Here is a 26,373-nt window from a genome sequence, read left to right as displayed (position 1 = left end):
TACTATGGAGTATCGATTAGTTTCTGTTATTATACCTATTTATAATATGGCAAAGTTTCTGTGCGAGACTTTGGATTCGGTGCTTGCTTCGGATTATCCTAATTTTGAAGTGATACTGATGGATGATGGCTCGACAGATAATTCTTTGGACATTGCCAAGGAATATGCAGAGAAAGATTCACGGGTATGCACATATACTCAGCCGAATAGCGGTCCATGTGTTGCTCGCAATCATGCTATATCATTGTCTCATGGCGAATACATTTTGCCGGTAGATGCGGATAACCGGATCAGCCCAACATTCATAAGCCATGCTGTAATAGAACTGGAACGAGACCCGGATGTCAAAGTGGTCTGTCCGCGAGCTGAATTTATAGGCGACCGTAGTGGTGAATGGAAGTTACCGCCTTTCTCTCTGAAATTGCTGGCACGTAAAAATATGATTGATACTTGTGCGCTTTACAGAAAAACAGAATGGGAAAGAGTAGGTGGATACTGCGAAGAGATCATTGCACGTGAGGATTGGGAATTCTGGATATCTGTACTGAAAGATGGTGGTAAAGTGGTTCGTTTGCCTCAGATAGAATTGTATTATCGTGTACGTGCCGGATCCAAAAGAATTATAGACCGTTCGTTGAAGCCACATGTTACGAAGGTACTTAATAAGCGTCATGCTGAATTCTTTGAGCGGGAGTTAGGTGGAAAGTTGCGTTCTGTGCGTTCCTGGTCCAGATGGGTCAATCGTATTGAGCGCTTTTTTCGTCCACGGTGTATGGCTGTAGCTCCTGGTTATGAAAATATGAGTGACTTTGTGAAAGTGCTTCCGGTTATTTTTGAAGATCAGGGTACTGTTATTTATAAAGGAAGAAATGAACTGAGGGAGTTTGATATAGCAGGACAGAAAGTGGTAGTTAAATCTTTCCAGATACCTCACTTGCTGAATCGGATTATTTATAATTTTTTCCGGGAATCTAAGGCACGGCGTTCATTTCGCTATGCGGCCATGTTGCGCCAGTTTAATATAGGTTCGCCCGCACCCATTGGTTTCTGTTCGGTTTCCAGTTGGTTCTTGTTCGGAAAGAGCTATTTTGTTTCATTGAGATCAGAATGCCCTTATACTTACCGGGATCTTCCACAACGTCCTTCTGAGGAACAGGAGGAAATACTTCGTGCCATAGCTCGTACCACTGCCGCTTTGCACGAACATGGAATTTTGCATAAGGACTATTCGGCAGGGAATATTTTATTTGCAGAAAAGCCGGAGGGTATCTCCGTAGAAATCATTGATTTGAACCGGATGCGCTTTGGTAAGGTATCTTTGGAAGAAGGATGCAAGAATTTTGAAAGACTACCCGGTACTGATGAGATGTTTACTGTGCTGGCGGATGAATATGCCAAATCTCGTGGCTTTAACAAGGAAAAGTGTTTGCAGTTGATAGAGAAAGCTCATAAATCTTCTTCGTCTTTTTCGTCTAAGGTTTCTTGATGTCTGACTTTTGAAGGTGGTTTCTATGCTTGGCCTGCATCTATCCCATGGGTAGAATAATGCAGTAGGTGGGCATAGATCGTTTCTTTCCCTTCGGGGGTGAGCATATTGAATTGCTTCTTATAGGTTAGTTTGTGGAAACCATAGTTTGCGCTAAATTCCTCCATAGACTTTTCATCAAATGGCATGTTGAGGCACTTGGATAGGTTACTGATTCTTTGCAGAGGGACATTGTCGATCATTTTTGTAATAGCCGGAATATTTTCATAGGCTATGCTAACGAGATAATCGAAGAATAAGTAAGTGACGATTCGTTGATGATTCTTCCAATAACTATAGAACGTGTCCAGTAGGAAAGCGGGTAGAATATTGTCTTTACCACAGGCCATAAAGAAGACTGTCCACTTGCCGTTTGCCACATTCGTGTTTTTTGCTGTATGATGACAAGTATAGAAATCGGCATCGGGATTCATTATTGAGTCTACATCTCTGGTAAAAAGTAGGGTGCTGTCAGCCCATATTCCTCCATGTTGCTTAAGCAGGTTTATCCTTAGCATGTCACTGAAATGGGTGAGACTTATTTCGTGGTTTTTCACTTTTTGCAAGATGTAATCCGGCATTGTAGCATATTCCTGATAGTTTTGCTCTGTGATTAATATGACAGGATGTTGGTCTGCATGATGTTTTGCAGAGGCGTAGCAGGCTTTAACGATATCAGGCATGTTCTCTTCTCCTTGCCACCAGCATATCCAGATGGGGCATGTCTTGCCAATCGGACTTCTTCCGGTACTTGCTCCTTTGTATTTCTTTATAATATCTTTTGCACCGGACTTCTGTGAGATTACTGTTTTGAAGTATAAGTGTTTGCTGTGATGCAAAAGCTTCTTCTCGATTGATTTGAAAAAGGATTTGACGGGGTTGATATCTGGATTCATGGTATTCATATCTTTCTGCTTTATGTTACTTGTCAATAGGTAGATTTAATCAGCTTGATTAATTCTTCTTCCTGGGAACTGAATTTGCGGGCAAACAGTTTGTCGGAGTTGACTAGTTCGGTGTAATCTTGTATCTTCCATGTATAAGGATCTCCTCTATTCCAGTCAATCAGTCGCATGCTGCCGATGTTGTTGTCTTCTATATTATAGATATTCTTTTTGAATGAAGAGTTCCATAATAGAGTTTGAACAAAAATCTCATCGGGACAGAGTGTGTATCGGAAGCGCCGGAGAACAAAAGGCTTTTTCTCCAACAGATATAGACAAAAATTGTGAGTGATGCTGAACCACTGGGAACCTTTCCGAAATTCAACTTCTTGCTTTCTATTGAAGTGAACCATTTTTTGTACTATTAGTGCGAGATTGTGGCAGGGGGCTGTAATGACATGCCACTTGCTATTGTTGCGCTTTAGGTGTTTCGTAAAGAAATAATAGCGGGATATTTTCCGTTTCAGGTCTTTCTGATGTCTATTGCCAGACCAATATTCTACGAATTCCTTGCCCGCATTTATTTGAAAGAAAGAATGGATGTAGTCTTGTGTCTGTATGGGTAGATCTGTTCCTGATAAAAGATGATAGTAAGAATAAGCCTCTTTTGCTGAGGCTGTTTCCAGTAGCAGGTATTCGGTTTCTACTTGACTGAGATCTCCCCAGTATACTTTATTTCGTGTAGATAAAATGTGCAAATTAGCTCGCTGCATTTGTACAGAATGTATCTTCTCATACAGTTCCATTGATCGGTGGTCTATATGTAGAAAGATATCATTCCGCTCATCATCGAGCATCAATAATAGAGCTCTTAATACCGGATATTCATTGTGAGCAATAATCAGGTATGCATGCTTCATTACAATTACTTATTGAAATGTAGTTTAAAGAAATCGGAAATGGTGTTGTCGGTTTGGATCAATCCATCACGTTTCAATTGTTCATAGGAATTAGCTCCTGTGATTCTATCATATTCCATTTCCAGTTCTCCTTTTTTGTAGAGTTCGTAAAAGTGGCGCCAATGCATTCCTATATGTTTATGAGGATTTTGTTCCAATTGCTTTCCACCATTAATCATTTTTTCCAGAAAACGTTTTTTATCCCGGACAGAATAATGGTATATACATATGTTGCTTTTCTTTTCATTTTGTGGAAGCATTAATACTTTGTGATTCCCAGTGGAGATTTGTATATATGAGGTGGTACGATGAAGAACCTTTCCTCTTTGTGGAAGATAAAGAGAATAGCGGGATAAATTGTATGCCTTGTATTTTAATGGGTTTATTATTGGACGGATAGTTTGATTCCATTCCCAGAATGGTTTACCTGCTTCCGGGTATATGCACTTCATAGAACATTTCAAAACATTGGCTTTGGTCGTTTTTAGTTCTGTTTTAAGGTCTCCGGTAGGGGAATACCATAGTTCATCAGCATCGGCATTGATGACCCAGTCTGCATGATACTTTTTTTTAGCAAGTTTAATCATGCGGTCTACCCATACTTTCTGGTTGTAGTTGGTTGCTTTTTCAAAGATAACTTCTTTTATCCAGCCTTTTTCTTGGTATTTCCGGATAATCTCAATCGTGCCATCTGTGGAGTTGTTGTCTGTTATGAGAAAGCTGTCTATTCCCATTGCTTTATGGAAACGAAGGCTCTCTTCCAATATATCTTCTTCATTTTTGACTAATAATGTCATAATGAGTATCGGATTGGATGTCTTCTTAAAAGCCTGCGGGGCTTCTTTGAGTACATGGGCTATTTTGTTAAGAAGAGGCATTAGCATTTACTATTAAATCATTGTTTAGGTTACGAATTTACAAAGATATATTATTTTTTTATATGCGACCTAATTTAAGCCGATAAATGAATGCTGGATAAGCAGGTTTGCTTTATATTTCAAAGACTACTTTGTGTTTGTACCTTTTTAGTCTATCTTTGCAGAGAAATGAAAGAATCCTTTTTTTGAAAATAATAATGTATGGAAAGTTCTCCTTTGATAAGCATTATTACTCCGGTATATAATGTTGAACAATATTTGCGACAGTGTATTGAGTCAGTTATTATGCAGGACTTTCAGGATTGGGAGTTGATATTGGTTGACGACGGGTCTACTGATAAGTCCGGAGTGATTTGTGATGAGTATGCATTGAAAGAAGAACGTATTCGTGTGTTGCACAAGGAGAATTCCGGGCAGGCTGATAGCAGGAACGTGGCATTGCAGCTGGCAAAAGCGGATTTGATTGGGTTTGTGGACAGTGATGACTGGATAGAGTCCGATATGTATAGTGTATTGTATCATACGCTGATTGAAAATCAAGCCGATATTGCAATTTGTGGATATTTTCAGGATTATAAAGATATTTCGGAAGCTTCATGTGCTATTGGAGAGGTTGTAGTATACAATCGGGATGAAGCTTTGAAACTTATATTGGAGGATAAAGTCATTAAGAGCTTTCTTTGGGATAAGTTATTTCATCGGAAAGTGATAACAGACTTGCTACCTAAATCTTATTATTACGAAGATTATGCTACTCTGTTTAAATGGTTTATTAATGCCAATAAAATAGCTTTTTGCCAAAGGCCGGAATATCATTACCGTCAACGTAAAGGCAGTACGGATCATGATGCAGATCCTCGGAAAAAATATCATTTCTTTGTTGCGGAACAAGAAAGATATAATTATCTTCAAAAGCATCATCTTCTATTGGAAAGGTCGAAAGAATTTGCTGCTAAAGTGGTGATGACCGGAATTCAAGAGACCAAAGGTATTGCCAGACGTGCAAAAGACTGGGAAAAGGATTTGTATTATATAAAAAAAATCAGGCAAGAATTGCAGCAATACTTACCTGTAGATTATAAAGAATTAGGCTTAAAAAGATATATCAGATTGTGGAAATTGCAACATTTTCTTCCATGGTACATATTTTCGTTGCGTTTGAGCCAGTTATTTGTGTTTAAGAAAAGAAATAAGAAAATGTGTTATGAATAAAAATAAGAGTTCAGCCAGAGTAATCGCTTTTTATCTGCCTCAATTTCATCCTGTACCAGAGAATGATAAGTGGTGGGGAAGAGGATTTACGGAATGGACCAATGTAGGAAAAGCACGTTCTTTGTTTCCCGGACATTATCAGCCTAAAGTTCCGGCAGATTTAGGGTATTATGATTTACGGGTTCCTGAAACTCGTAAGGCACAAGCCGATATGGCACGGGAGTATGGAGTAGAAGGTTTTTGCTATTGGCATTATTGGTTTGGCAATGGGAAGCGTTTATTAGAACGCCCATTCAATGAAGTATTGGCTTCAGGTGAACCGGATTTCCCTTTTTGCTTAGCATGGGCTAATGAATCATGGAGAGGTTTTTTTCATGGCATAAAGGCTAAAGAAACATTGATAGACCAGCTCTATCCGGGTAAGGAAGATTATATTGCCCATTTTAATGCGGTGCTTCCTGCATTTAAAGATCGTCGTTATATAACTGTAGATGACAAACCTCTATTTATGATTTATCATCCTTTTGATAATCAGAGAGAAGTAAATGTTTTCATGAAACTATGGCGCGAATTGGCAATGCAGAATGGATTGAAAGGAATCTTTTTTGTAGGCCAGACCTATCATTTGGATGATGAAAGAGCGGGGCTGGAAGCTATGGACTTTGATGCTATAAATGTAGTGCGTATGTTTGAGTATGAACGGAAACAGAGAAGTCTTTACAGGAAAGCCCGACGTTGGCATAATTGGTTTGGACTTCCATGGATTGTAAATTATGAAAAGGCCAGCCGTTTTTTTGTAGCAGACGAAGATAGTGATAAAAATATCATTCCTACTATTATTCCTAACTGGGATCATTCACCGCGTTCGGGAAAACAGGGCTTGGTTCTGCATCATTCGGAGCCGGAATATTTTGAACGGCATATGAAAGATGTAATGATGCATCTTGAAGGGAAACCTTTGGAACACCGTCTTGTTTTTGTAAAGTCATGGAATGAGTGGGCAGAGGGAAATTATCTGGAGCCAGATCTGCGCTATGGAAAGAAATTTTTGGAAGTGATTCGGAAGTATGTTGAAGAAGGGTAAACGGAACCGATAATATTTTTTTCATATGGAAAAAAAAGTAGCAGTCATCATACCAGCCTATAAAAGTCGTTTCTTGCAGCAGACTTTGGACTCTATGGTAGTGCAAACGAATCAGGATTTTACTGTATATATAGGAGATGATGCCAGTCCTCATGATTTGAAAAATATAGTATCTCTTTATCAGGGTAAACTGGATATCGTTTATCATCGTTTTGAGATAAACTTGGGTAAGAAGGATTTGCCCGGACATTGGGAACGATGCATTGAGATGTCTAAAGAACCTGTCATTTGGTTCTTTTCGGATGATGATTTAATGCCATGTGATGGGATTGAACGAGTATTGAAGGCCTTGCAGGAATGTGGTGAGAAGAACATAATGTTCCGTTTTCCTCTTGTTGTTGTAGATGATGAGAATAATGAGATGTATGCGAATCCATCATTTACAGGTGAAAAGATTTCCGGATATAACTTTCTACTGGATAAATTGGAAGGTAGAATTCGTTCTGCAGCTTGTGAATATGTGTTTAGCCGTGATGTTTATCAGAAGGGAACTGGCTTTGTCAAGTTTCCTTTGGCTTGGTGCTCGGATGATGCAACGTGGACGAAGTTTGCAGATTGTGCAAAAGGAATTATTGCTTTACCAGGAAAGCCCGTTTGCTGGAGAAATGTCGAAGGTGAAAATATTAGTAATTCTGATTGTTACGATAGTCGAAAAATTGAAGCCACCAGATTGTTCTTAAAATGGATAATTAATTATTATCCAGCTAAACTTAATGAAAAAAAACTGCACCACGCTTTAAAGACTTATGTGTATACGATATTACATTATTCTGTAAACAATAACTTTGGACTATGCGAACTTTGGAAGATATGTCGTATTTTGTGGACGATTCGCCCGTCTATAGCATTGAGCGTAGCATTTCGTATGTGTAAAGTAAAGCTGAATATAAAGAGATAAAGATGAAAAAAATACTTTTTATTATTCCTTGTATCCCTTACCCACTGACTTCGGGTGGGAATCAGGCCTTTTTCCATATGGTAGATTATCTTCGTCACAAGATGTCTGTTTCAATATTACTCTACCCTAAAGGAAAAGAGAAGGAAGATGTGGAGAAATTGAGAAAAATATGGGATAACGTGGAATTTTTTATCTTCACAGAACAAATGGCAGAGCCTGAAACCCGACATCCTTCTTATTATAAATGGTTGAAGAAGATTGCTCTATCTGCTACTCGTAAGATGCGGCGCCAGTTGCTTATTCATGACAAAGATGTAGTACGTAAGGATATGACTTTTACTTCTTCTATTTTTGAGCCACTTCCTTCAAAATATGCAGAATATATATCAACTGTTTCCCGATCTGGCTTTGATATTATTCAGGTTGAGTTTTATCCTCTGATATCATTGGGCTATCTTTTACCGAGGGATGTACAAACTATTTTTGTACATCATGAATTGAGATATGTTCGCAATGAGAATGAAATGACTTTTCTTGATAAAGTGACGGATGAAGAACGTATGTTGTATCGTATTGGAAAGGACTTTGAACATTCTGCATTGCAAACCTATAAGCATGTGATTGTCTTGACTGAGGTGGATCGCCAAATATTGATTGATTTTGTTGGTGGCGGAGAAAAAATATATGTATCTCCTGCTGTTGTGAAAATAGCTGATGCCTGTGATAAACAGGTTGTTCCTACTGCTGCCAGATTGACTTTTGTTGGAAATGAGGGACATTACCCGAACCTGGATGCAGTCGTCTGGTTCTGTCAGGAGATAGCCCCTTGTTTACGTAGTCAGGGTTTCCATTTCACTTTTCAGGTAACAGGGCCATGGAGAAGTTCGTATATGAAAGAGTTACAAGCTTCTTGTCCTGAAATGGAGTTGGTGGGTTATGTGGAAGATTTGCATAGTTTTTTAAATGGAAGCATTGTGCTTGTCCCGATTCGTATCGGCAGTGGAATGAGGATGAAGATACTGGATGCTGTTTCTTCAAAAGCTCCTTTTGTTACTACTACTAAAGGCGTTGAAGGTATTGATTTTCGACATGAAGAAGAGTGCTTGAAAGCAGATACTGCATCTGATTTTGCATCTGCTATTATCAGGTTGGCTAATGATGAAAACTTGCAGATAAAATTGGCAAATCATGCAATAGGTCGATTGCACGGATTATATAATCCACAAGAAATGTTGGAACGGCGATTGAATATTTATAGTAAGGTTCTGAATGTAGAGTTGAATTTAATAGATTAGTTATGCTGTCAATCGTTATTTGTTCAGTGTCACCTGAACGTTTGCTACAAATAAGCCAGAATATACATGATACTATAGGGGTGGAATATGAGATTATCGCTATAGATAATAAAAAGAAAAAATGGCCGATAGCGCGAGCTTATAATGAAGGTGCGTGTCAGGCTCGTTATCCTTTTCTCTTCTTTGTACATGAGGATGTGAAGTTTCATTCGCAAGATTGGGGAAGTATTATTGAAGATAAATTGAATGAACCGGATTGCGGGGTTATTGGTTTTGCCGGTAGCAAAGTTAAACTCAATTGTTATTCTGGTTGGATGCAAAATAAAGATTGGGCTTGTTCTTTTTTCTATCAGGGCGGGGGGGCAAGAACTGAGCTTCAGGTTGCATGTGTTACTTTGGAACATCCTTTTGAGGAAGTTGTAATTTTAGATGGTTTCGGAATGTTTGTATGTAAGGACGTATGGAGTTTGTATCCTTTCGACGAAGAACTATTGACGGGATTTCATTGTTATGATCTGGATTTTTCAATGCAGATAGCTGCAAGTAGGCAGTATAAGAACTATGTTTGTTGCTCACCGAAGGTACTGGTGGAGCATTTTTCGTTGGGAAAATATAACCGGAGTTGGTGTCAGGATACTATTCGTCTGCACAAGTTGAAATGGAATAAACTTCTTCCTTTGAAAGTGGATGGATTGGAACTCAGCAAGAAAAAAGAGCGAAAGTTTGAAGAACGTTATTTTGATTACTTTGTACGCGATTTGATAAAGGCTGATTATCCAGAGAAGAAAACAGCATTGAAGGATTTTCTTGCTTATCCTTTCTCTTGGAAGCATTTGAGGCATTGTGTTTCGAATGTATATCGGTATTTAAAATCGTAATCTGTTATATTATGAGATTGGTATTTCTTTCACACTCCAGTGATTGTACAGGAGGGGCTCAAAGATGTTTGTTGGATTTGTTGAAGGGGCTCAAACAAAATCATCCGGAGTGGCAAATTTATGTGGTGTTTCCTGGTCAGGGTGATTTGGTTGATGCTTGTTCTGCTTATATCAGTGGTTATAAGATACTTCGAATGAGGTGGTGGCTGGTTGGTGGGAATGGTCATATTGGTATAGGTGATAAACTCGTATATGCTCGTAAGTTATTTAAGTATTCTATAAAATTAGCTCGTTATCTGAAACAGATAAAGCCGGATTATGGAATAACAAATACAATTGTGCTCCCTCATCTGGCATGTGCTTGTAAGTTTTTGAAGATTAGACATTGTTGGTTTATTCATGAAATACCTGATGCTACTTGGCAAGATAATGGCTTTATATTCAAGTCTCAGTCTGTTTTTAAGTTGGTCGATAAATTGTCTGCTAAAGTTTTGGTTACTTCTGAATATGCAAAATGCTATTATCAGAATATAATGACAGGTGGTAAGGTTCATGTTATTACGCAGGCTGTTGAGTTGCAAACTGTTTTGGGAGTGAACAAAGACCGAAGTTTACATGATCGCTACACGCTGTTGTTAGTAGGGGCTTTTGATTCGAATAAGGGGCAAATGGAATTGCTACAGGCGGTAAAGAGTATTGTGGATAAAGAAAAAGATATTTTTTGCTATCTGGTTGGACCTGATTATGGTTTTATATCCATATGTGAAGATTATATTAAGAAGAATGGATTAAGCTCTAGTGTGAGAATAGTTCCTTTTGTCAAACAAATATATCCATATTACTATTTGGCAGATGTACTGCTGGTTTGTTCAGCCTTTGAAACTTTCGGCAGGGTTGCTGTTGAGGCTCAAAAATGTGGATTACCAGTAATCCTTTCTGATGTAGGAGCCAATTTGGAACGTATAGAAAATGGTATAAACGGTTTGCTTTATCAAAAAGGTGATATCATGGACTTAGTAGAAAAGATAGAGCTGCTTAGGGATACGACTGTTAGAAATACATTTTCTAAGAATATAAATTTAGTTATGTTAGAAGAAAAGTATAGTAGTGATTACTTTGCTTCGAACTTTGCTAAGTTGTTGAATCTTTAATTACTAAAAGTAATTTTAAATATTTCGGAATGAAACTGTCTATAATAACGATCAATTATAATAATGCTATCGGACTGAAAAAAACGATTGAAAGTCTTATTGAACAGAGCTATCAAGAATATGAGTATATTGTGATAGATGGAGGTAGTGATGACGGTAGTAAAGAGGTTATTTTGGAGAGCCTGAGGTATGTTTCTAGCTGGTGTTCAGAGAAGGATACAGGCGTTTATAATGCTATGAATAAAGGAATTATGAGGGCTACAGGGGAGTACCTGTTATTCTTGAATTCGGGTGACTATTTGTATGATTCTACTGTATTAGAAGATGTTACTTCAACTCTGTCTGGTGAAGATATTATATATGGAGATTTGCTTTATGTCGAGAATGGTGTGGAAAGAGAGGTTTGTGTATATCCTACAACCTTGAATTTAGATTACTTTTTTGAGCACTCATTGGGGCATCCCGCTACTTTTATTAAAAGAAGTTTGTTTCAAGATTCTCTTTATTCTGAAGATTTAAAGATTGTTTCAGACTGGGAATTCTTTTTGAAGAAAATAGTATTAGAAGAAGTCTCTTATAGGCATATTAGTAGAACGATAACAGCCTTTGGTATGGGGGGAATTAGCTCTCAGATAGATGCATGTAATGAAGAGCGGGAGATGGTTTTGCGTAAGTTCTTTCCAAGTATGTTGCGTGATGCTTTGAAAGCGGCTGCACATATGAAGAAACAACCTTTGTATGAACTTTTCTGGGAGCTGAGTAATACGCGTCGTTTTCAATACAGAATAAAACCTGTCATTGCCTTTCTTGTCGGGCTAAATAAGTGTTTTTCCCGCAGAAGATAGTTTAATATATTCTTCTAATGTTTTGAGATAGACATTCTCTGTTTCTCGGGCTGCTTTTTCCCATGAATAGAGCTTTAGTCTTTCCTGTCCGGCTTTTATTAATTTTGTACGTTTGCTCTTGTCACTAATGACATTAATAATAGTATCTGCAATGGAGTTGATAGAATAAGGATTAAAGAAAGCACCTGCATCACCTGCTATTTCAGGAAAACATGTTGTGTTACTTAGAGCTACGGGACAATTGCAGGCATATGCTTCTAAAATAGGAATTCCAAATCCCTCATAATAGGAAGGATATACAAAGAGTAATGCACGGCTATATAGTTCGTTTAAGTCTTTATCTTTGGTAGCAATTTGTATTATATTAGAGGCTATATTGTAATTTGATATTTGTTGTAGTTCACTATCAGAAAAAGGTTTTCCCGTACAGACCAAATGTATTTTTTTATTTGTTTGGTGAACTATACTGAATGCTTCTAATAGAGCCTGGAAATTTTTATAGAAAGTTCTGTCTCCTACAAACAAGATATATTGCTCCGGTAAAGGTAAGTTATGCTCTTGGGATGGGCGGAGACTTGTTCCATGGTAAATAACATCTATTTTCTCAGGAGCTATATTTAGTATATCAATAATATCCTTTTTGGTATATTCGCTGATTGCGATAATCCGATTGGCTTTAGTAATGATTTCTCTCTTTTGACGGATGATTTCTTCTGATCCTTCAATAAGATTGGAAAACCTCTCATAAATCATGTCATGAACAGTGACTACTAAAGGAGAATTACCAGTGTATTTAAGAAAAGATGGATCGTAATAGGTCGGATGGTAAAGATATGGAATAGGAGATTGCAGCATCTTTTTTGTCAGTCTCTGATTCTTACGATATAATTTTTGAGTATACTGTTTAGATAAGAAATATGGGATATATAAACGGTGCTTTGCAATCTTTGTTTGTGATAAGTAGTGGTTCTCTGTATATCGTACAGCAATATCATATTTGAATTGCAACTTGGATATGATTTCACAAAAATATCGCGAGATTCCTCCAAATTTCTGCTGATCGAATATTTGTGAATCATATATAATGTATGGTTGTATCTTCATCTGCTATTATCTGTTTGATTTATAGTATGCTACCAATAACATCCTGCTTCGATTTGTCGGGCTTTCTCGGGTGTTTCGCTTTCAGAAGGTTTAACCCAATATTCGTTCATCAGTTGTGAGTAATTATAAGTTGCATTATAAGTACTATCTTCCCATCTGGCACCTTTTATTCCGAATATCAACTGTAGGCTACCTCCCATGTGTATAGCTTTCTTTCCGGTACGTTTGATATGTGCGGCTAATGGAAGTCCGTATGCTCCACAACCTAAGAGGCAGATGTCATAGTCTCTTTTATCTATTTCATTTTTCATGAATTCGAGAGCATCAAACCATGTCTTGAATCTACTGTCGGTGTGATTTCCAATAGTTTGAACAGCCTTAATAGTCTGTAAATCGAAGGTGGGTAAAATTCTCAAATCTTTGTGGATGAGCTCTTTTCGAAAATACTGTTTTTGTATTGTTTCTGCAAAAGGGTGTACTACTAAAACTTTCCGATTCTCTAAAGCAGTCGTCCACGGTATATCACTCCAGAAAGGGTTGTAAGGTTCAAAATCTATTTTGTATGCATTCTGTAATTCATTGGAAAAATATTGTTCTTCGTATCTCCAAGAAGCAAGAATATCAATTAAAGACATGTCTTCAATCATCATTTCTGAAAAACGTTTTAATTGATCAGGAGTTGCAGAAAAAAAACCAGCATTGTTTCTCATTGTATATATAGTTTCTTTTTCCCACCACCAAGGAAATGCTTCTCCTTTTATATATTTTACGATTTTTCTTTTCTGATGAAAAATACCTAAATAGTTGGTTACACATCCTATTTCTACAGAACCAAATCTTGAAAGCATACAAGGCTTTGGTGATAATATTTTTTTTCTGATCTGGCTTGATATGATATTGGGATCTGTTTCTTTGTGTGGGGTGCAATGCGGTGGTGTCCCATGCTTTCGGATGTAACATTGACGTAACTTTTTCAGTAGTTTTATAAATATTTTCTGCATAGAACTGAGAAGTATTATATTATGACTTAATGCAATGATAAGGATTTTATGAAAGATAACACTTTCTTTCTGTGTTAAAAAGATAAAAGAGTTTTTTAAGGAAACGAGTAATTTTTGTTTTTTTCGAAATAGTTGAATCGTATTATTTCATCTGATATATCATAAGCTTCTTTTGCTAAATCCACCTCCTCGGGCGTATAGCCTTCGCCCTCCACATTCATCTGTGAACCTATGGCAAATCCTTTCTTATTGGGATTGAGAATGCTCTCTCCAAGTCCGGTCCAGTAGTAATTGTCAAGTTGGAGCAGGTTCAGCAAGGTGGGATACATGTCTATTTGCCCCATAACTTCATCATAGCGTATGCCTATAGGAGAGTTTACGACGATGAAAGGAGTGAATGGTTTGTCGGATACAATATCTTTGCCACCCGGGCTTTCGCATAACTCTGTCCGATAATATGCCAGACCTTCGTGGTCACCTGTTATTACGATTAAGGTTTCTTTATATTGCGGAAGAGTTTTCAGATATTCTACGAATTTGCCGATTGCTTTATCTGTATAACGGGCAGTCGTCATATAATCACCCATTTTTTCAGGAATGTCGGAAGAGAATGAAACTTCTTTTAAGTGTTCCGGTAATATGAATGGAGCATGGCCGGAATAAGTAACAAGTTGCATACATGCGTTTTCTCCTTTTCCCCAAATCTCTCCTTTTTTAATTTTCTCTTGGCATTGTGCAAAGAATGAACCGTCTCCAGTGCGTTTGTGTGTGCCGAAAGCTTCAGTCAACTTGAAGTCATGATAAGCGATAATGGTATCTACGCCGAAGCTTTGGGCTATGGGACCTTGATTCCAGGTAGACAATTTATCAATGGTTAACAGATAATTGCGTGAATGATTCTTTTCGCGCATGGCTTTCTGTAATGACGGATAAATATGATTGGGGTATTGGCTGCTATAGGTGCCGCTATTGATGGGTAATAATCCAGTACAAAGCATGAGCTGTGCATCAATAGAACGCCCGCCTTTTACCTGAGTCAGTACGTGTGGAGCATAGAGGGTGGTAGAGTCTTTCAATAGTTTATTCATATAGGGGGTAATCTCCTGTCCCTCCACCTCTTTTTCTAATACCCAGCTTTCCAATGATTCTGCCAAGATAATGATGCAATTGGTGCGACGATTGGTACTATTGCTAATTAATGCGGCTTCATGTTTCGGCTTTGCACTTAACCATTCTTGTATTTTGGCTTCCAATTCGGGAGTCAACTGTTGTTGTGGGCCTATCAAGTCATAACATAAACTACCGAAAATTGTATAAATAGAAGGACCGCTTGAGCATAAATAGGCTTTATCACGATACTTCCCATAAGCCTTTGAGAATCCGCCTTTCATAAGGGTTACTGTTCCAAAAATGCAGATAATTACTGCAAGTATTCCTAAATAAGGAAGAACTCGAACTGGGCGTTTCAGGTGTGATGCTTTGGTGCGTAGGTGAATTATAACTGCTATAAGGGTGGATAATGGGAAAAGTAAATCATACCACCGGAGAGAGTCAACCACGCTACCAGTGAAATCGGCTAAGTTTCCTGATAGTCCATAACTATTCAACGGTATAGCTGTGTAATAGGTCCTGAAATACATAAGGTTAGCTATCAACAGCAAGTCCAGCAAAAGCATGATAAACGTTTCCGTTTTCCACATTCGGAAAAAGGCATAAGGGATAAGCAATATAAACGTGGCTATCAGTTTTGTTGTATAACATTCAACTGTAGAAAGAGAGGCAAACGTTGTGGGAATACACCACAGAATGTCGAATAATATGAATTTAAGAAAAATAGTAACTCCAAATGTCAGTATGGACTTATCAATCTTTGTCATAATAAAGCGTATATTGATATCTGGGCGCAAAGGTACAATATATTTTTTCGAAATCATTCTGTAATTCACATAAATGACTCATAATGTCTGTTTATTGAGGGGTGCATAGATAAATCTCGTTAATATTAAATTTATCTTCTTCTTCTTAAAGATATTTCTTGTATCTTTGTGCCCCTAATTCATTAATACCAAGCAATGAGGGAATTTCTGCAACTGATGCGACGTTTTGTGTCGCCTTATAAGAAGTATATAGGATGGGCGGTTTTGCTCAACATTTTATCGGCTGTTTTCAATGTCTTTTCGTTTACTCTATTGATTCCAATTCTGAATATTCTGTTTAAGACAGGTGATGGCTCACAGGTTTACCACTATATGGAGTGGGGAAGTGACAGCTTGAAAGATGTGGCGATTAATAACTTCTATTACTTTGTCACCCGATTGATTGAAACGCACGGACCAACGATGACGCTTCTGTTTATGGGGCTTTTCCTAGCCTTTATGACTATGTTGAAAACTTCTTGCTACTTCGGCTCTTCCGCCATCATGATTCCTTTGCGTACAGGAGTTGTTCGCGATATCCGTATCATGGTTTATTCCAAAGTAATGCATTTGCCGCTTGGCTTTTTCTCGCAGGAGCGGAAAGGAGATATCATTGCCCGCATGAGTGGTGACGTGGGTGAGATCGAAAACTCGATTACCAGTTCGCTGGATCTGTTGCTAAAGAATCCTATCTTGATCTTACTTTATTTCTCGACACTTATTATCACCAGTTGGCAACTAACTTTGTTTACGATAGTGGTACTCCCCGGAATGGGTTGGTTGATGGGTAAAGTCGGCAAAAAACTGAAACGTCAGTCTTTGGAAGCTCAGGGCAAATGGAGTGATACGATGTCGCAGCTGGAAGAGACTCTGGGCGGTTTACGAATCATTAAAGCCTTCATTGCTGAGGATAAGATGGTGGATCGTTTTACTAAGTGCAGTAATGAGTTGCGTGATGCGACTAATAAGGTCGCTATCCGTCAGGCTTTGGCCCACCCGATGAGTGAGTTCTTGGGAACACTTCTTATCGTATTGGTACTGTGGTTTGGTGGTATATTAATTTTGGGTAATGATCACTCTTCGCTGGAAGCTCCTACATTCATCTTCTACATGGTTATCCTTTATAGTATCATCAATCCGTTGAAAGAATTTGCGAAAGCAGGATATAACATCCCGAAAGGTTTGGCTTCTATGGAGCGTGTGGACAAGATTCTGAAAGCAGAGAATCCTATTAAAGAACCTGTAAACCCGAAACCTTTGCATGGAATGAATCATGAAATTGAGTTTAAAGATGTTTCTTTCAGCTATGATGGAAAGAGGGAGGTTCTGAAACATATTAATTTGGTTGTGCCTAAGGGACAGACTATTGCATTGGTAGGTCAGTCTGGTTCAGGCAAGTCTACCTTAGTTGATTTATTGCCACGTTATCACGATATACACTTCGGTGAAATCAGGATTGATGGCGTTAACATTAAGGATTTCCGAATTCATGATTTGCGTGGTTTGATAGGGAATGTAAATCAGGAGGCTATCCTTTTTAATGATACATTCTTCAATAATATCGCTTTTGGCGTAGAGAATGCTACAATGGAGCAGGTTATTGAGGCGGCGAAGATTGCAAATGCTCACGACTTCATTATGGAAACAGAACACGGGTACGATACAAGTATCGGTGACCGTGGTGGCAAACTTTCCGGAGGGCAACGCCAACGTGTCAGCATAGCTCGTGCCATTCTGAAGAATCCGCCTATCCTTATTCTCGATGAGGCTACTTCTGCTCTTGATACAGAATCTGAACGTCTGGTGCAGGAGGCTTTGGAACGTCTGATGAAAACGCGTACCACAATTGCTATTGCTCACCGTCTTTCTACAATTAAGAATGCAGATGAAATTTGTGTGCTTTATGAAGGAGAAATCGTGGAAAGAGGTAAGCATGAGGAGCTGTTGGAGAAAGACGGATATTATAAACGGTTGAATGATATGCAGTCTCTGTCTTAAATAGGAAACTCTGAACTTAAGAGACTATGCTCGTTCCCACTGCCGGAAACGGGTATCAGTGCTTGTTTTGTAGACTTTAATAAACAGAGGAAAAGAGAATGGAAGGCTTATTTTCTTCCGAAATCAGCAGGTATTTCTCCCCACTGCTTGGTTTCCCATTTTAGAATTTTGGTAGTATACGTATTTTCGCGTAACCACTTCTCAGCACGTTCTATTAGTTTGAAAAGTTCTTCTGTCTTAGGTTCACGTGGTAGTTTCGTTTTGCATTTCTTCTGCTTGACCCAATTGATAGCATTCACGCTGTCACTGTAAATGGGCATATCGAAGCCTTTCTGTTTTAGTAGGGCAAGTCCGTGGACGATAGCAAGAAACTCACCGATATTATTTGTACCATATACCGGACCGAAATGAAATATTTCTTGTCGGCTAGCCACGTGTACGCCACGATATTCCATAGCTCCGGGATTACCGCTACAGGCAGCATCTACAGCAAGACTATTCTCTACAACAGATGAAGGAAGGGGAGCGTTGGCATCTCTCTTCTGACCGGGAGCAGCCGGAGAGGAACGCTTGATATATTCATATGGAGAAGATTCAAAGGCTTTTTCTGCTTCTTCGCGTGTCTCGAACGACTTGTATTTCGCTCCTTCGTAGCCTTTGATTTGTAACTGACAGTCCGTCCAGGAAGTATAAATACCCGGATTGACGCCTGACCATACAACGTAAAACTTCTCTTTGCTCATAATTGGGTGCAAAGGTACAAATATATTCTACAACTTCGAACAACTTCACTCTTTCACTTGTTTCCTTATATAAGACAAAAGTGATAATTACGAAAAGAAAGGATTAAATATGATCAGAGAACGGACATTTGCCGAAGCATTGGAGCATCGGCGCAGTTATTATTCTATCAGTAACGACTCTCCGGTTCAGGACGAGGAAATTGTACACATCATCCGTACAGCAGTAAAGTATGTGCCTTCGGCATTTAATTCGCAGACCACACGAGTTGTGCTGTTACTGGGTGATGAACACCAGAAACTATGGAGAATTGTGAAGGATCAGTTGGAAGAACGCCTGTCCGAAGAGCAATATCGCCAGTCGGAAAAGAAGATCGATACTTCTTTCTCTTGCGGATATGGTACGATACTTTTCTTTGAAGACCGCTCCATCGTAGAGGGATTGCAAAAACAATTTCCTACTTATCATGAGAATTTCCCGACATGGTCGCAACATACCTCTGCTATGCATCAGCTGGCCATCTGGACCATGCTCGAAGATAAAGGTCTGGGCGCTTCCCTGCAACACTATAACCCGTTGATTGACGAAGACGTACGCAGTACATGGCATCTTCCCGAAACCTGGCAACTGATTGCACAGATGCCTTTCGGTACTCCTGTTGGCGAACCGGGCGGGAAAGAATTTGATGATTTGAGTGAACGCATTAAAATTTTCATCTGATAGTAAACCTCTCAGAATAGAATTGCTTACCTTTGTGCGCAAAGGTAAGTGCTTATGATACGTATTTTTTTAACCGGCTACATGGGAGCTGGTAAAACAACTTTGGGAAAGGCTTTTGCCCGCGAATTGAATATACCGTTCATCGATCTGGACTGGTATATAGAAGAACGTTTTCACAAATCCATACGTGAATTGTTCATCGAGCGGGGAGAGGCCTCTTTTCGTGAACTTGAGCGAACTATGCTGCATGAAGTGGCAGAGTTTGAAAACGTCATTATTTCGACCGGGGGCGGCACTCCTTGCTTCTTCGATAATATGGGGTATATGAACGAACACGGGCAAACTGTCTTTTTGGATGTTCATCCTGACGTTTTGTTCCGCCGATTGCGAGTGGCTACGCAGCAACGTCCCATTCTGCAAGGAAAAACGGACGAAGAATTGCGGACCTTCATTATAGAAGCCTTGGAAAAACGTGCGCCGCACTATGGTAAGGCAAGGTATCGTTTCGATGCCGGACAATTGGAAAGCCGCCGGCAAATAGCGGATTCTGTGCAGCAGTTACGTAACTTACTGAGCATTTAACCGCTTGTAAATGTGTAATTTTAGGTGGAAAACGCAATAAATATCGAGAATTATCGTATTTTTGTCGCCCTATTAAAATCAAACAACAAACATCTGAGTTACAAAAAATGAGAAAATGGCGTATTGAAGATTCAGAAGAGCTTTACAACATTACAGGTTGGGGCACTTCGTACTTTGGTATCAATGACAAAGGTCATGTAGTGGTAACACCTCGTAAAAACGGTGTCGGCGTCGATTTGAAAGAATTGGTGGATGAATTGCAATTGCGAGACGTGGCGGCTCCTATGCTGATACGTTTTCCCGATATTCTGGACAATCGGATTGAGAAGACTTCTTCGTGTTTTAGACAGGCCGCTGAGGAATACGGCTATAAAGCGCAGAACTTTATCATCTATCCTATCAAGGTTAATCAGATGCGCCCTGTGGTAGAGGAGATTATCAGCCATGGAAAGAAATTCAATCTCGGGTTGGAAGCCGGGTCGAAGCCTGAACTTCATGCTGTGATTGCGATTAACTCAGATTCTGACTCGTTGATTATCTGCAACGGTTACAAAGATGAGAGCTATATAGAGTTGGCTTTGCTTGCCCAGAAGATGGGTAAACGCATTTTTCTTGTAGTAGAAAAAATGAACGAGCTAAAGTTGATAGCCAAGATGGCGAAGCAGTTGAATGTTATGCCTAATATTGGTATTCGTATCAAGCTGGCTTCTTCAGGAAGTGGCAAATGGGAAGATTCAGGAGGCGATGCAAGCAAGTTCGGACTTAGTTCCAGTGAATTGCTTGAAGCACTTGACTTTTTGGAATCAAAAGGGCTGAAAGATTGTCTGAAATTGATACATTTCCATATTGGTAGCCAGGTGACAAAGATCCGTCGCATTAAGACAGCCTTGCGCGAAGCATCTCAATTTTATGTGCAACTTCACTCTATGGGTTTCAAAGTTGAATTCGTGGATATCGGTGGAGGTTTGGGCGTAGATTACGATGGAACACGCTCGTCCAGCAGCGAAAGTAGCGTCAATTATTCCATTCAGGAATATGTGAATGACTCTATTTCCACTTTAGTAGATGCCAGTGATAAAAATGATATTCCCCATCCCAATATTATTACGGAAAGCGGACGTGCACTAACTGCCCATCATTCCGTACTTATTTTTGAAGTGCTGGAAACCACCACTTTGCCCGAATGGGATGATGATGAAGAAGTAACTGAGGAAGACCATGAATTGGTGCAGGAACTTTATGGCATTTGGGATACGTTGAATCAAAATAGGATGCTGGAAGCCTGGCACGATGCGCAACAAATCCGTGAAGAAGCGCTCGACCTGTTCAGCCATGGAATCGTGGATTTGAAAACACGTGCACAGATTGAGCGTCTTTACTGGTCTGTTATGCGTGAAGTGAACCAGATTGCAGGCGGGTTGAAGCATGCTCCCGATGAACTCCGCGGGCTACCGAAGCTGTTGGCGGATAAATATTTCTGTAACTTCTCACTGTTCCAGTCCCTGCCAGATTCCTGGGCCATCGACCAAATATTCCCGATTATGCCCATTCAGCGTCTGGACGAACGTCCCGACCGTGCGGCAACCTTACAGGACATCACTTGTGACTCGGATGGAAAGATAGCTAACTTTATCTCGACTAAGAATGTGGCACACTATCTGCCCACTCATTCTTTAAAGAGTAAGGAACCTTATTATATGGGTGTGTTCCTGGTAGGTGCTTATCAGGAAATTCTGGGTGATATGCACAATCTTTTCGGTGATACGAATGCTGTGCATGTATCTGTTAATGAGAAAGGATATACCATCGAACAAGTGATTGATGGTGAAACTGTGGCGGAAGTGCTTGACTATGTTCAATATAGCCCTAAGAAGCTGGTGCGTACACTGGAGACTTGGGTGACTCAATCAGTAAAAGAAGGACGTATTTCATTGGAAGAAGGTAAAGAGTTCCTTTCCAATTATCGTTCCGGTCTGTACGGATATACCTATTTGGAATAAGAATATGAGAGAAAAACTAACAGTAATAAAGGTGGGTGGCAAAATCGTGGAGGAAGAAGCTACCCTCCATAAGTTGTTGGATGACTTTGCAGCTATCGAGGGCTACAAAGTCTTGGTACACGGAGGTGGCCGTTCGGCCACAAAATTGGCTGCCCAACTGGGCATTGAAAGCCAGATGGTAAACGGGCGTCGTATCACGGATGCCGAAACACTGAAAGTAGTGACGATGGTGTATGGCGGACTGGTAAACAAGAATATTGTAGCCGGACTTCAGGCGCGTGGTGCCAATGCATTGGGATTGACTGGTGCGGATATGGATGTAATCCGTTCCGTAAAACGCCCGGTGAAAGACGTTGACTATGGCTTTGTGGGTGATGTAAAGCAAGTGAATGCAGAGTTTTTGGGTGATTTGATCTATAAAGGAGTAGTTCCCGTAATGGCTCCGCTGACGCACGACGGTGCGGGCAATCTGCTGAATACAAATGCCGATACTATTGCAGGAGAGACTGCAAAAGCCCTTGCTGCTTTGTTCGATGTGACATTGGTATTCTGTTTTGAGAAGAAGGGTGTGCTTCGTGACGAGAACGATGACGATAGCGTGATACCTCAGATCACTCCTGCCGAATTCAAACAATACGTAGCGGACGGTGTTATTCAAGGAGGTATGATACCCAAGCTGGAGAATTCTTTTGAAGCTTTGAATGCGGGAGTAACTGAAGTGGTAATTACCTTAGCGTCAGCGATTAACGAGAATAGCGGAACCCGCATCAAAAAATAATTCAAAAAAAGTAGTGATCAACTGTAACTTTCCATATACTTAACCGTCATTATTAATAGAGATGCAAGAAATCAGTTTTCGGAATGACATTCTCCCTCTGAAAGACAAACTCTTTCGGTTGGCTCTCCGGATTACTTTCGACAGAGCAGAGGCAGAAGACATTGTGCAGGAAACACTGATAAGAGTCTGGAACAAACGTGATGAGTGGACGAAATTCGGTTCTATCGAGGCTTATTGCCTGACAGTGGCAAAGAACCTGGCAATAGACCGTAGCGAAAGAAAAGACGCTCAGACCGTGGAACTGACACCTGAAATGGAACAGACTTCCGGAGCATCCAACCCTTACGATCACTTGGTGGATAAAGAGCAAATGACACTCATCCATCATCTGGTCAATGAACTTCCCGATAAACAAAGGCTGATCATGCAGCTTCGGGATATAGAGGGTAAGAGTTATAAAGAAATCGCGGTCGTCCTGCATTTGACGGAGGAACAGGTAAAAGTGAACCTCTTCAGGGCGAGGCAAAAAGTGAAACAACGGTATTTAGATATAGATGGTTATGGACTGTAAATATATAGAACAACTTTTAGAACGCTACTGGCAGTGTGAGACTTCCCTTGAGGAAGAAACGCAGTTGCGTGCTTTCTTTAACGGAAGCGACGTTCCGGAGCATTTGCTTCGATACAAAGACTTGTTCGTATATCAGCAACTGCAACAAGAAGTGGGGTTGGGAGCAGATTTCGATGCCCGTGTGCTTGCAGAAGTGGAGACTCCGGTGGTGAAGGCAAAACGCTTGACGCTTACCGCACGTTTCGTTCCGCTGTTCAAGGCCGCCGCAGTAGTGGCAGTGGTACTTTCATTAGGGAATGTGATGCAACATTCATTCTATAGTGATATAAAAGAAGTGGCCGCAGCCGATACAATAGGCAAACAAATTACCGCACCTTCGGTAGCTCTTTCGGGAGACGTGACGATTACCCATGAACAACAGATTCTGGATAGTCTGCAACGGGTAGACAAGAAGGTGGAACTGAAAAAGTAACGTTTTCATTTGCTTTTAAAAATAACATTTTCATTTGCTTTAAACATAAATATAGTTAGTGTGCTTTATTAAAACAACAAATTGAGGCTGTGAAGTTTCAATTCTCTCAAATTCTTATAAAAACTAACTAAGATAGATGGGGCGCCGCGAGATGCAGCGTCCCTTTTATTTTGTATCTATATTGATGCTATCTTGCCTGCTTCATATTAAGTTTTCTGCCTAAGAAAGCGGATAATTAGTAATGTATAAATCCCTAAAAAACAGATATAGATATTCTTGATTTATATTCTTTGATAATCAGTGTATTATGTACTGTCTATATAGACTTTTTATTCATTGATATAGAGCGATAGGTTGATTCTTTATGCCTAACTTCGCTTCCAGAACCAATAAATAAAATGATCATGAAGCGTACATTAAAAAGATTTTCAGCTATAGCGTGTTTCACGCTTATTGCTTTTACTTCCTGCTATCTTCCAGGAAGTGACCAGTATAAAATTAAGTCAGCAACAGCCGATTATGTAAGTGCCCGACTGAATAAAGGTGAGAAATATCAATGGGGACACCTTGAGCGAAAGAATGGTTGCCATTATGATGGTAAAGATTGCAAGTATGCTGAGGTTTACTATGTGGTTACTACAGAATCAGGCGAGGAATTGGAGAAGAAACTTTATCTCTTGATGTCGGAGCATTGCGATTCGGTATATGAGATTGCAGAAGAAGCTGACAAAGAGTGGAATTCCAAGAAATATCCTTCGGCAGAAGAAGTCAAGGAGCTTATTAAGCAAGCCCTGAAGTAACTGTTACTTTACTTTGGAAAAGTACGTTCCTATAGTATAAACTAAGAAGTTAATAGGTCTTTCTTTCCGGCTCGAGAGAGTCGGATGAAAGGCCTTCGTCCCTACAAGTTAATAAGCTTCATGGTTAACTGTAGGGGCGATTTATTAAAAACGAACTGGTAAGATGGTTATTATAGTAGGATTTTATATCTTTGTCCTGTTCGTAAACGTTTGTAAGTATGAAAGACCGGTACCTGCTTTTTGTAATCTCTTTGCTGTTCTGTTGCCTTCTGCAAGCGCAGGAGAAAATAGATTCTTTACTGGTAGTGCTGGACAGGACAATTGAGAATACCGCTCAATATGAGCAGGCCAGGCTGAAACGCATTGATCAGATTAAAGAATATTTCCGGACTCGTAAGAGTACTTCTCCTTCCGAGGAATACCATATCAATCAACAACTTTTTGATGAATATGAAGCGTATATTTGCGATTCTGCAAGATACTACATCAATCGCAATATTGAGATTGCCCTTCAGAATAATAATCAAGACTGGCTGAATGAAGCCAAACTGAAGAAAGCAAGCATCTTGGGAAAAACGGGTCTGTATGCGGAAGGCGTGGCATTATTGAAGTCTATAGACAGCAAACAACTCTCCAGAGAACAACTCATTGAATATTACATCACTTTTGAGGATATTTATCTCTATCATGCAGAGTATGCGATGGACGATGAATATCAGATTGAATATCTGAATAACCTGTATACCTACCGTGACTCTGTATTGCAGATGGTAGAAGAGGGATCTTATCAGTATGTCATAGCTTATACTCCCGAACTTCTTCAACAAGGAAGGGGCGAGGAAGCCATTGAAATGTTAGAAGTTTATCATCGGAAGCTTTCACCGGATACACGGGATTATGCAGTGGTGACCTCTATTCTTGCCTTTATCTATCAGAGTACAGGACAGAGGGAAAAGCAAAAAGAGTACTTGATAAAGAGTGCAATTGCCGATATTCGTGGTGTGGTGAAAGAGAATAATTCCTTGCGTGCATTGGCGGAATTGTTATATGAAGAGGGGCAATTGCAACGGGCGGATGTTTATATGAAACGCAGTATGGAAGATGCCAATTTCTACAATGCCCGTCTCCGGAATGTGCAGGCTTCAAGGATGCTTCCCGTCATAGACCATGCCTATCAAGTGGAGAAACAGAAACATCAGCAAGTGTTGCAGATATTTCTGGTCGTTACCAGTTTACTGACGCTGTTTCTGGCATGTGCGGTCTGGTATGTAATTCGTCAGGTGAAGAAACTGGCCCGTGCGCGGCAGGATTTGCTGGCTGTGAATGAAGAACTGAAACTTCTCAATGAAAGATTGATTGAAGTAAATCAGAGACAGCACGAAACGAATGATTCGCTGACGGAGGCTAATCATATTAAAGAGGAGTACGTCGGTCGGTTTATGGGATTGTGTTCCACATACATTGACAAGTTGGAGGGATACCGCCGGATGCTTAACAAACAAGCTGCTTCGGGAAAGGTGGAAGAACTCTACAAAACGTTGAAATCGTCCCGTTTCATCGATGAGGAGCTGAAAGAATTCTATCAGAACTTCGATAATTCGTTTCTTAGTATTTTCCCTGATTTTGTGAAACGCTTTAATGAGTTGTTGCCGGAAGAAGAAAGAATTATTCCTAAACAGGATGAACGGCTGACAACGGAACTTCGTATATTCGCCCTGATTCGTTTGGGCATTACGGACAGTGCCAAGATTGCAGGGTTCCTACGTTATTCCATTACTACTATTTATACTTATCGTTCCAAATTGAAGAATCGCTCTCTTTGCCGTGATAATTTTGAAGAAGAGGTGATGAAGATAGGCTCTTTTGCAGGATAATGAGATGTCTTTTTCTTTGTTTTCATTTAGTTTTTTAACGCCCTTTCTTTGTTTTATCTTGCTGATATATAATATTTTGCTTCTTTTGCTAATCTAGATTTTCTTTAGTTCCCTTTTTCTTCCCCCTTCTTTTTACAGACATTTGCA

General features: G+C 39.7%; 24 protein-coding genes. 17 read left to right on the top strand and 7 right to left on the bottom strand.

Features of this window, described 5'->3' with window-relative positions; translation table 11 throughout:
* Positions 1 to 4: 4 nt before the first annotated feature.
* Positions 5 to 1,486, top strand: coding sequence for a glycosyltransferase (locus tag DWW10_RS02215; RefSeq protein WP_022392313.1), 1,482 nt, complete (start codon positions 5 to 7; stop codon positions 1,484 to 1,486).
* Between the two features lie 23 nt (positions 1,487 to 1,509).
* Here DWW10_RS02215 and DWW10_RS02210 read toward each other — a convergent pair whose 3' ends face one another.
* The 3 genes from DWW10_RS02210 to DWW10_RS02200 are packed head-to-tail and all read right to left on the bottom strand — an operon-like array spanning position 1,510 to position 4,246.
* Positions 1,510 to 2,430 (bottom strand): capsular polysaccharide synthesis protein, encoded by a 921-nt coding sequence (locus DWW10_RS02210; protein ID WP_022392312.1) that lies wholly within the window; start codon positions 2,428 to 2,430, stop codon positions 1,510 to 1,512.
* 23 nt (positions 2,431 to 2,453) lie between these two features.
* Positions 2,454 to 3,329, bottom strand: a complete 876-nt coding sequence (locus DWW10_RS02205; protein ID WP_022392311.1) for a beta-1,6-N-acetylglucosaminyltransferase — start codon at positions 3,327 to 3,329, stop codon at positions 2,454 to 2,456.
* Between the two features lie 5 nt (positions 3,330 to 3,334).
* Entirely contained in the window at positions 3,335 to 4,246 is a 912-nt protein-coding gene (locus DWW10_RS02200; protein ID WP_022392310.1) for a glycosyltransferase family 2 protein, read from the bottom strand.
* 201 nt (positions 4,247 to 4,447) lie between these two features.
* Between DWW10_RS02200 and DWW10_RS02195 the strand changes: the two genes are divergently transcribed.
* Genes DWW10_RS02195 through DWW10_RS02165 form a run of 7 tightly spaced genes read left to right on the top strand, consistent with a single transcriptional unit; the run spans position 4,448 to position 11,669 of the window.
* The gene (locus tag DWW10_RS02195) at positions 4,448 to 5,458 is read left to right on the top strand and encodes a glycosyltransferase family 2 protein (protein ID WP_022392309.1); all 1,011 of its coding nucleotides are present in this window, start codon (positions 4,448 to 4,450) and stop codon (positions 5,456 to 5,458) included.
* Positions 5,451 to 6,542 carry a glycosyltransferase WbsX family protein gene (locus DWW10_RS02190; RefSeq protein ID WP_022392308.1) on the top strand — a complete coding sequence of 364 codons (1,092 nt, stop codon included), beginning with the start codon at positions 5,451 to 5,453 and terminating at the stop codon, positions 6,540 to 6,542. Before DWW10_RS02195 ends, DWW10_RS02190 begins: the two co-directional genes overlap by 8 nt.
* 25 nt (positions 6,543 to 6,567) lie before the next feature.
* Complete coding sequence (locus tag DWW10_RS02185; protein WP_022392307.1) at positions 6,568 to 7,500, top strand: glycosyltransferase family 2 protein; 933 nt, start codon at positions 6,568 to 6,570, stop codon at positions 7,498 to 7,500.
* A gap of 2 nt (positions 7,501 to 7,502) precedes the next feature.
* Positions 7,503 to 8,795, top strand: coding sequence for a glycosyltransferase (locus DWW10_RS02180; protein WP_022392306.1), 1,293 nt, complete (start codon positions 7,503 to 7,505; stop codon positions 8,793 to 8,795).
* A 2-nt stretch (positions 8,796 to 8,797) separates the two neighbouring features.
* Positions 8,798 to 9,673: a glycosyltransferase gene (locus DWW10_RS02175; protein ID WP_022392305.1), complete on the top strand. Its 876-nt coding sequence runs from the start codon at positions 8,798 to 8,800 to the stop codon at positions 9,671 to 9,673.
* Positions 9,674 to 9,684: 11 nt separating this feature from the next.
* The gene (locus DWW10_RS02170) at positions 9,685 to 10,824 is read left to right on the top strand and encodes a glycosyltransferase family 4 protein (RefSeq protein ID WP_022392304.1); all 1,140 of its coding nucleotides are present in this window, start codon (positions 9,685 to 9,687) and stop codon (positions 10,822 to 10,824) included.
* 29 nt (positions 10,825 to 10,853) lie between these two features.
* The gene (locus DWW10_RS02165) at positions 10,854 to 11,669 is read left to right on the top strand and encodes a glycosyltransferase family 2 protein (protein WP_022392303.1); all 816 of its coding nucleotides are present in this window, start codon (positions 10,854 to 10,856) and stop codon (positions 11,667 to 11,669) included.
* On the opposite strand, the gene DWW10_RS02160 is transcribed toward DWW10_RS02165, so the two are convergent.
* The 3 genes from DWW10_RS02160 to DWW10_RS02150 all read right to left on the bottom strand — a co-directional run bounded on the left by DWW10_RS02160 (position 11,640) and on the right by DWW10_RS02150 (position 15,651).
* Complete coding sequence (locus DWW10_RS02160) at positions 11,640 to 12,773, bottom strand: glycosyltransferase family 4 protein (protein WP_022392302.1); 1,134 nt, start codon at positions 12,771 to 12,773, stop codon at positions 11,640 to 11,642. The genes DWW10_RS02165 and DWW10_RS02160 overlap by 30 nt on opposite strands.
* A gap of 29 nt (positions 12,774 to 12,802) precedes the next feature.
* Positions 12,803 to 13,774 carry a hypothetical protein gene (locus DWW10_RS02155; RefSeq protein WP_022392301.1) on the bottom strand — a complete coding sequence of 324 codons (972 nt, stop codon included), beginning with the start codon at positions 13,772 to 13,774 and terminating at the stop codon, positions 12,803 to 12,805.
* A 95-nt stretch (positions 13,775 to 13,869) separates the two neighbouring features.
* Positions 13,870 to 15,651, bottom strand: coding sequence for an LTA synthase family protein (locus tag DWW10_RS02150; protein WP_118420699.1), 1,782 nt, complete (start codon positions 15,649 to 15,651; stop codon positions 13,870 to 13,872).
* Positions 15,652 to 15,846: 195 nt separating this feature from the next.
* Between DWW10_RS02150 and DWW10_RS02145 the strand changes: the two genes are divergently transcribed.
* Positions 15,847 to 17,688: an ABC transporter ATP-binding protein gene (locus DWW10_RS02145; protein WP_022392299.1), complete on the top strand. Its 1,842-nt coding sequence runs from the start codon at positions 15,847 to 15,849 to the stop codon at positions 17,686 to 17,688.
* A gap of 107 nt (positions 17,689 to 17,795) precedes the next feature.
* On the opposite strand, the gene DWW10_RS02140 is transcribed toward DWW10_RS02145, so the two are convergent.
* Positions 17,796 to 18,431 carry a ribonuclease H1 domain-containing protein gene (locus DWW10_RS02140; RefSeq protein ID WP_022392298.1) on the bottom strand — a complete coding sequence of 212 codons (636 nt, stop codon included), beginning with the start codon at positions 18,429 to 18,431 and terminating at the stop codon, positions 17,796 to 17,798.
* A gap of 109 nt (positions 18,432 to 18,540) precedes the next feature.
* On the opposite strand from DWW10_RS02140, the gene DWW10_RS02135 reads away from it, so the two are divergent.
* The 8 genes from DWW10_RS02135 to DWW10_RS02100 all read left to right on the top strand — a co-directional run bounded on the left by DWW10_RS02135 (position 18,541) and on the right by DWW10_RS02100 (position 26,226).
* Positions 18,541 to 19,149, top strand: coding sequence for a nitroreductase family protein (locus tag DWW10_RS02135; RefSeq protein ID WP_022392297.1), 609 nt, complete (start codon positions 18,541 to 18,543; stop codon positions 19,147 to 19,149).
* A 54-nt stretch (positions 19,150 to 19,203) separates the two neighbouring features.
* Positions 19,204 to 19,731: a shikimate kinase gene (locus DWW10_RS02130; protein WP_118420664.1), complete on the top strand. Its 528-nt coding sequence runs from the start codon at positions 19,204 to 19,206 to the stop codon at positions 19,729 to 19,731.
* 107 nt (positions 19,732 to 19,838) lie between these two features.
* The gene (gene speA, locus DWW10_RS02125) at positions 19,839 to 21,731 is read left to right on the top strand and encodes a biosynthetic arginine decarboxylase (protein ID WP_022392295.1); all 1,893 of its coding nucleotides are present in this window, start codon (positions 19,839 to 19,841) and stop codon (positions 21,729 to 21,731) included.
* Between the two features lie 4 nt (positions 21,732 to 21,735).
* The gene (gene argB / locus DWW10_RS02120; RefSeq protein WP_022392294.1) at positions 21,736 to 22,509 is read left to right on the top strand and encodes an acetylglutamate kinase; all 774 of its coding nucleotides are present in this window, start codon (positions 21,736 to 21,738) and stop codon (positions 22,507 to 22,509) included.
* 61 nt (positions 22,510 to 22,570) lie between these two features.
* On the top strand, positions 22,571 to 23,080 hold the full coding sequence (locus DWW10_RS02115; protein WP_022392293.1) for an RNA polymerase sigma factor: 510 nt from the start codon (positions 22,571 to 22,573) through the stop codon (positions 23,078 to 23,080).
* Positions 23,070 to 23,552, top strand: a complete 483-nt coding sequence (locus DWW10_RS02110; protein ID WP_022392292.1) for a hypothetical protein — start codon at positions 23,070 to 23,072, stop codon at positions 23,550 to 23,552. The genes DWW10_RS02115 and DWW10_RS02110 overlap by 11 nt, the downstream gene beginning before the upstream one ends.
* Positions 23,553 to 23,956: 404 nt before the next feature.
* Complete coding sequence (locus tag DWW10_RS02105; RefSeq protein WP_022392291.1) at positions 23,957 to 24,352, top strand: hypothetical protein; 396 nt, start codon at positions 23,957 to 23,959, stop codon at positions 24,350 to 24,352.
* A gap of 218 nt (positions 24,353 to 24,570) precedes the next feature.
* On the top strand, positions 24,571 to 26,226 hold the full coding sequence (locus DWW10_RS02100) for a DUF6377 domain-containing protein (protein ID WP_022392290.1): 1,656 nt from the start codon (positions 24,571 to 24,573) through the stop codon (positions 26,224 to 26,226).
* Positions 26,227 to 26,373: the final 147 nt, after the last annotated feature.

Source organism: Bacteroides intestinalis, from assembly GCF_003464595.1.
Lineage (GTDB): Bacteria > Bacteroidota > Bacteroidia > Bacteroidales > Bacteroidaceae > Bacteroides > Bacteroides intestinalis_A.
Note: the sequence above shows the minus strand (reverse complement) of the source record. Positions and strands in the feature narration are given on the sequence as shown.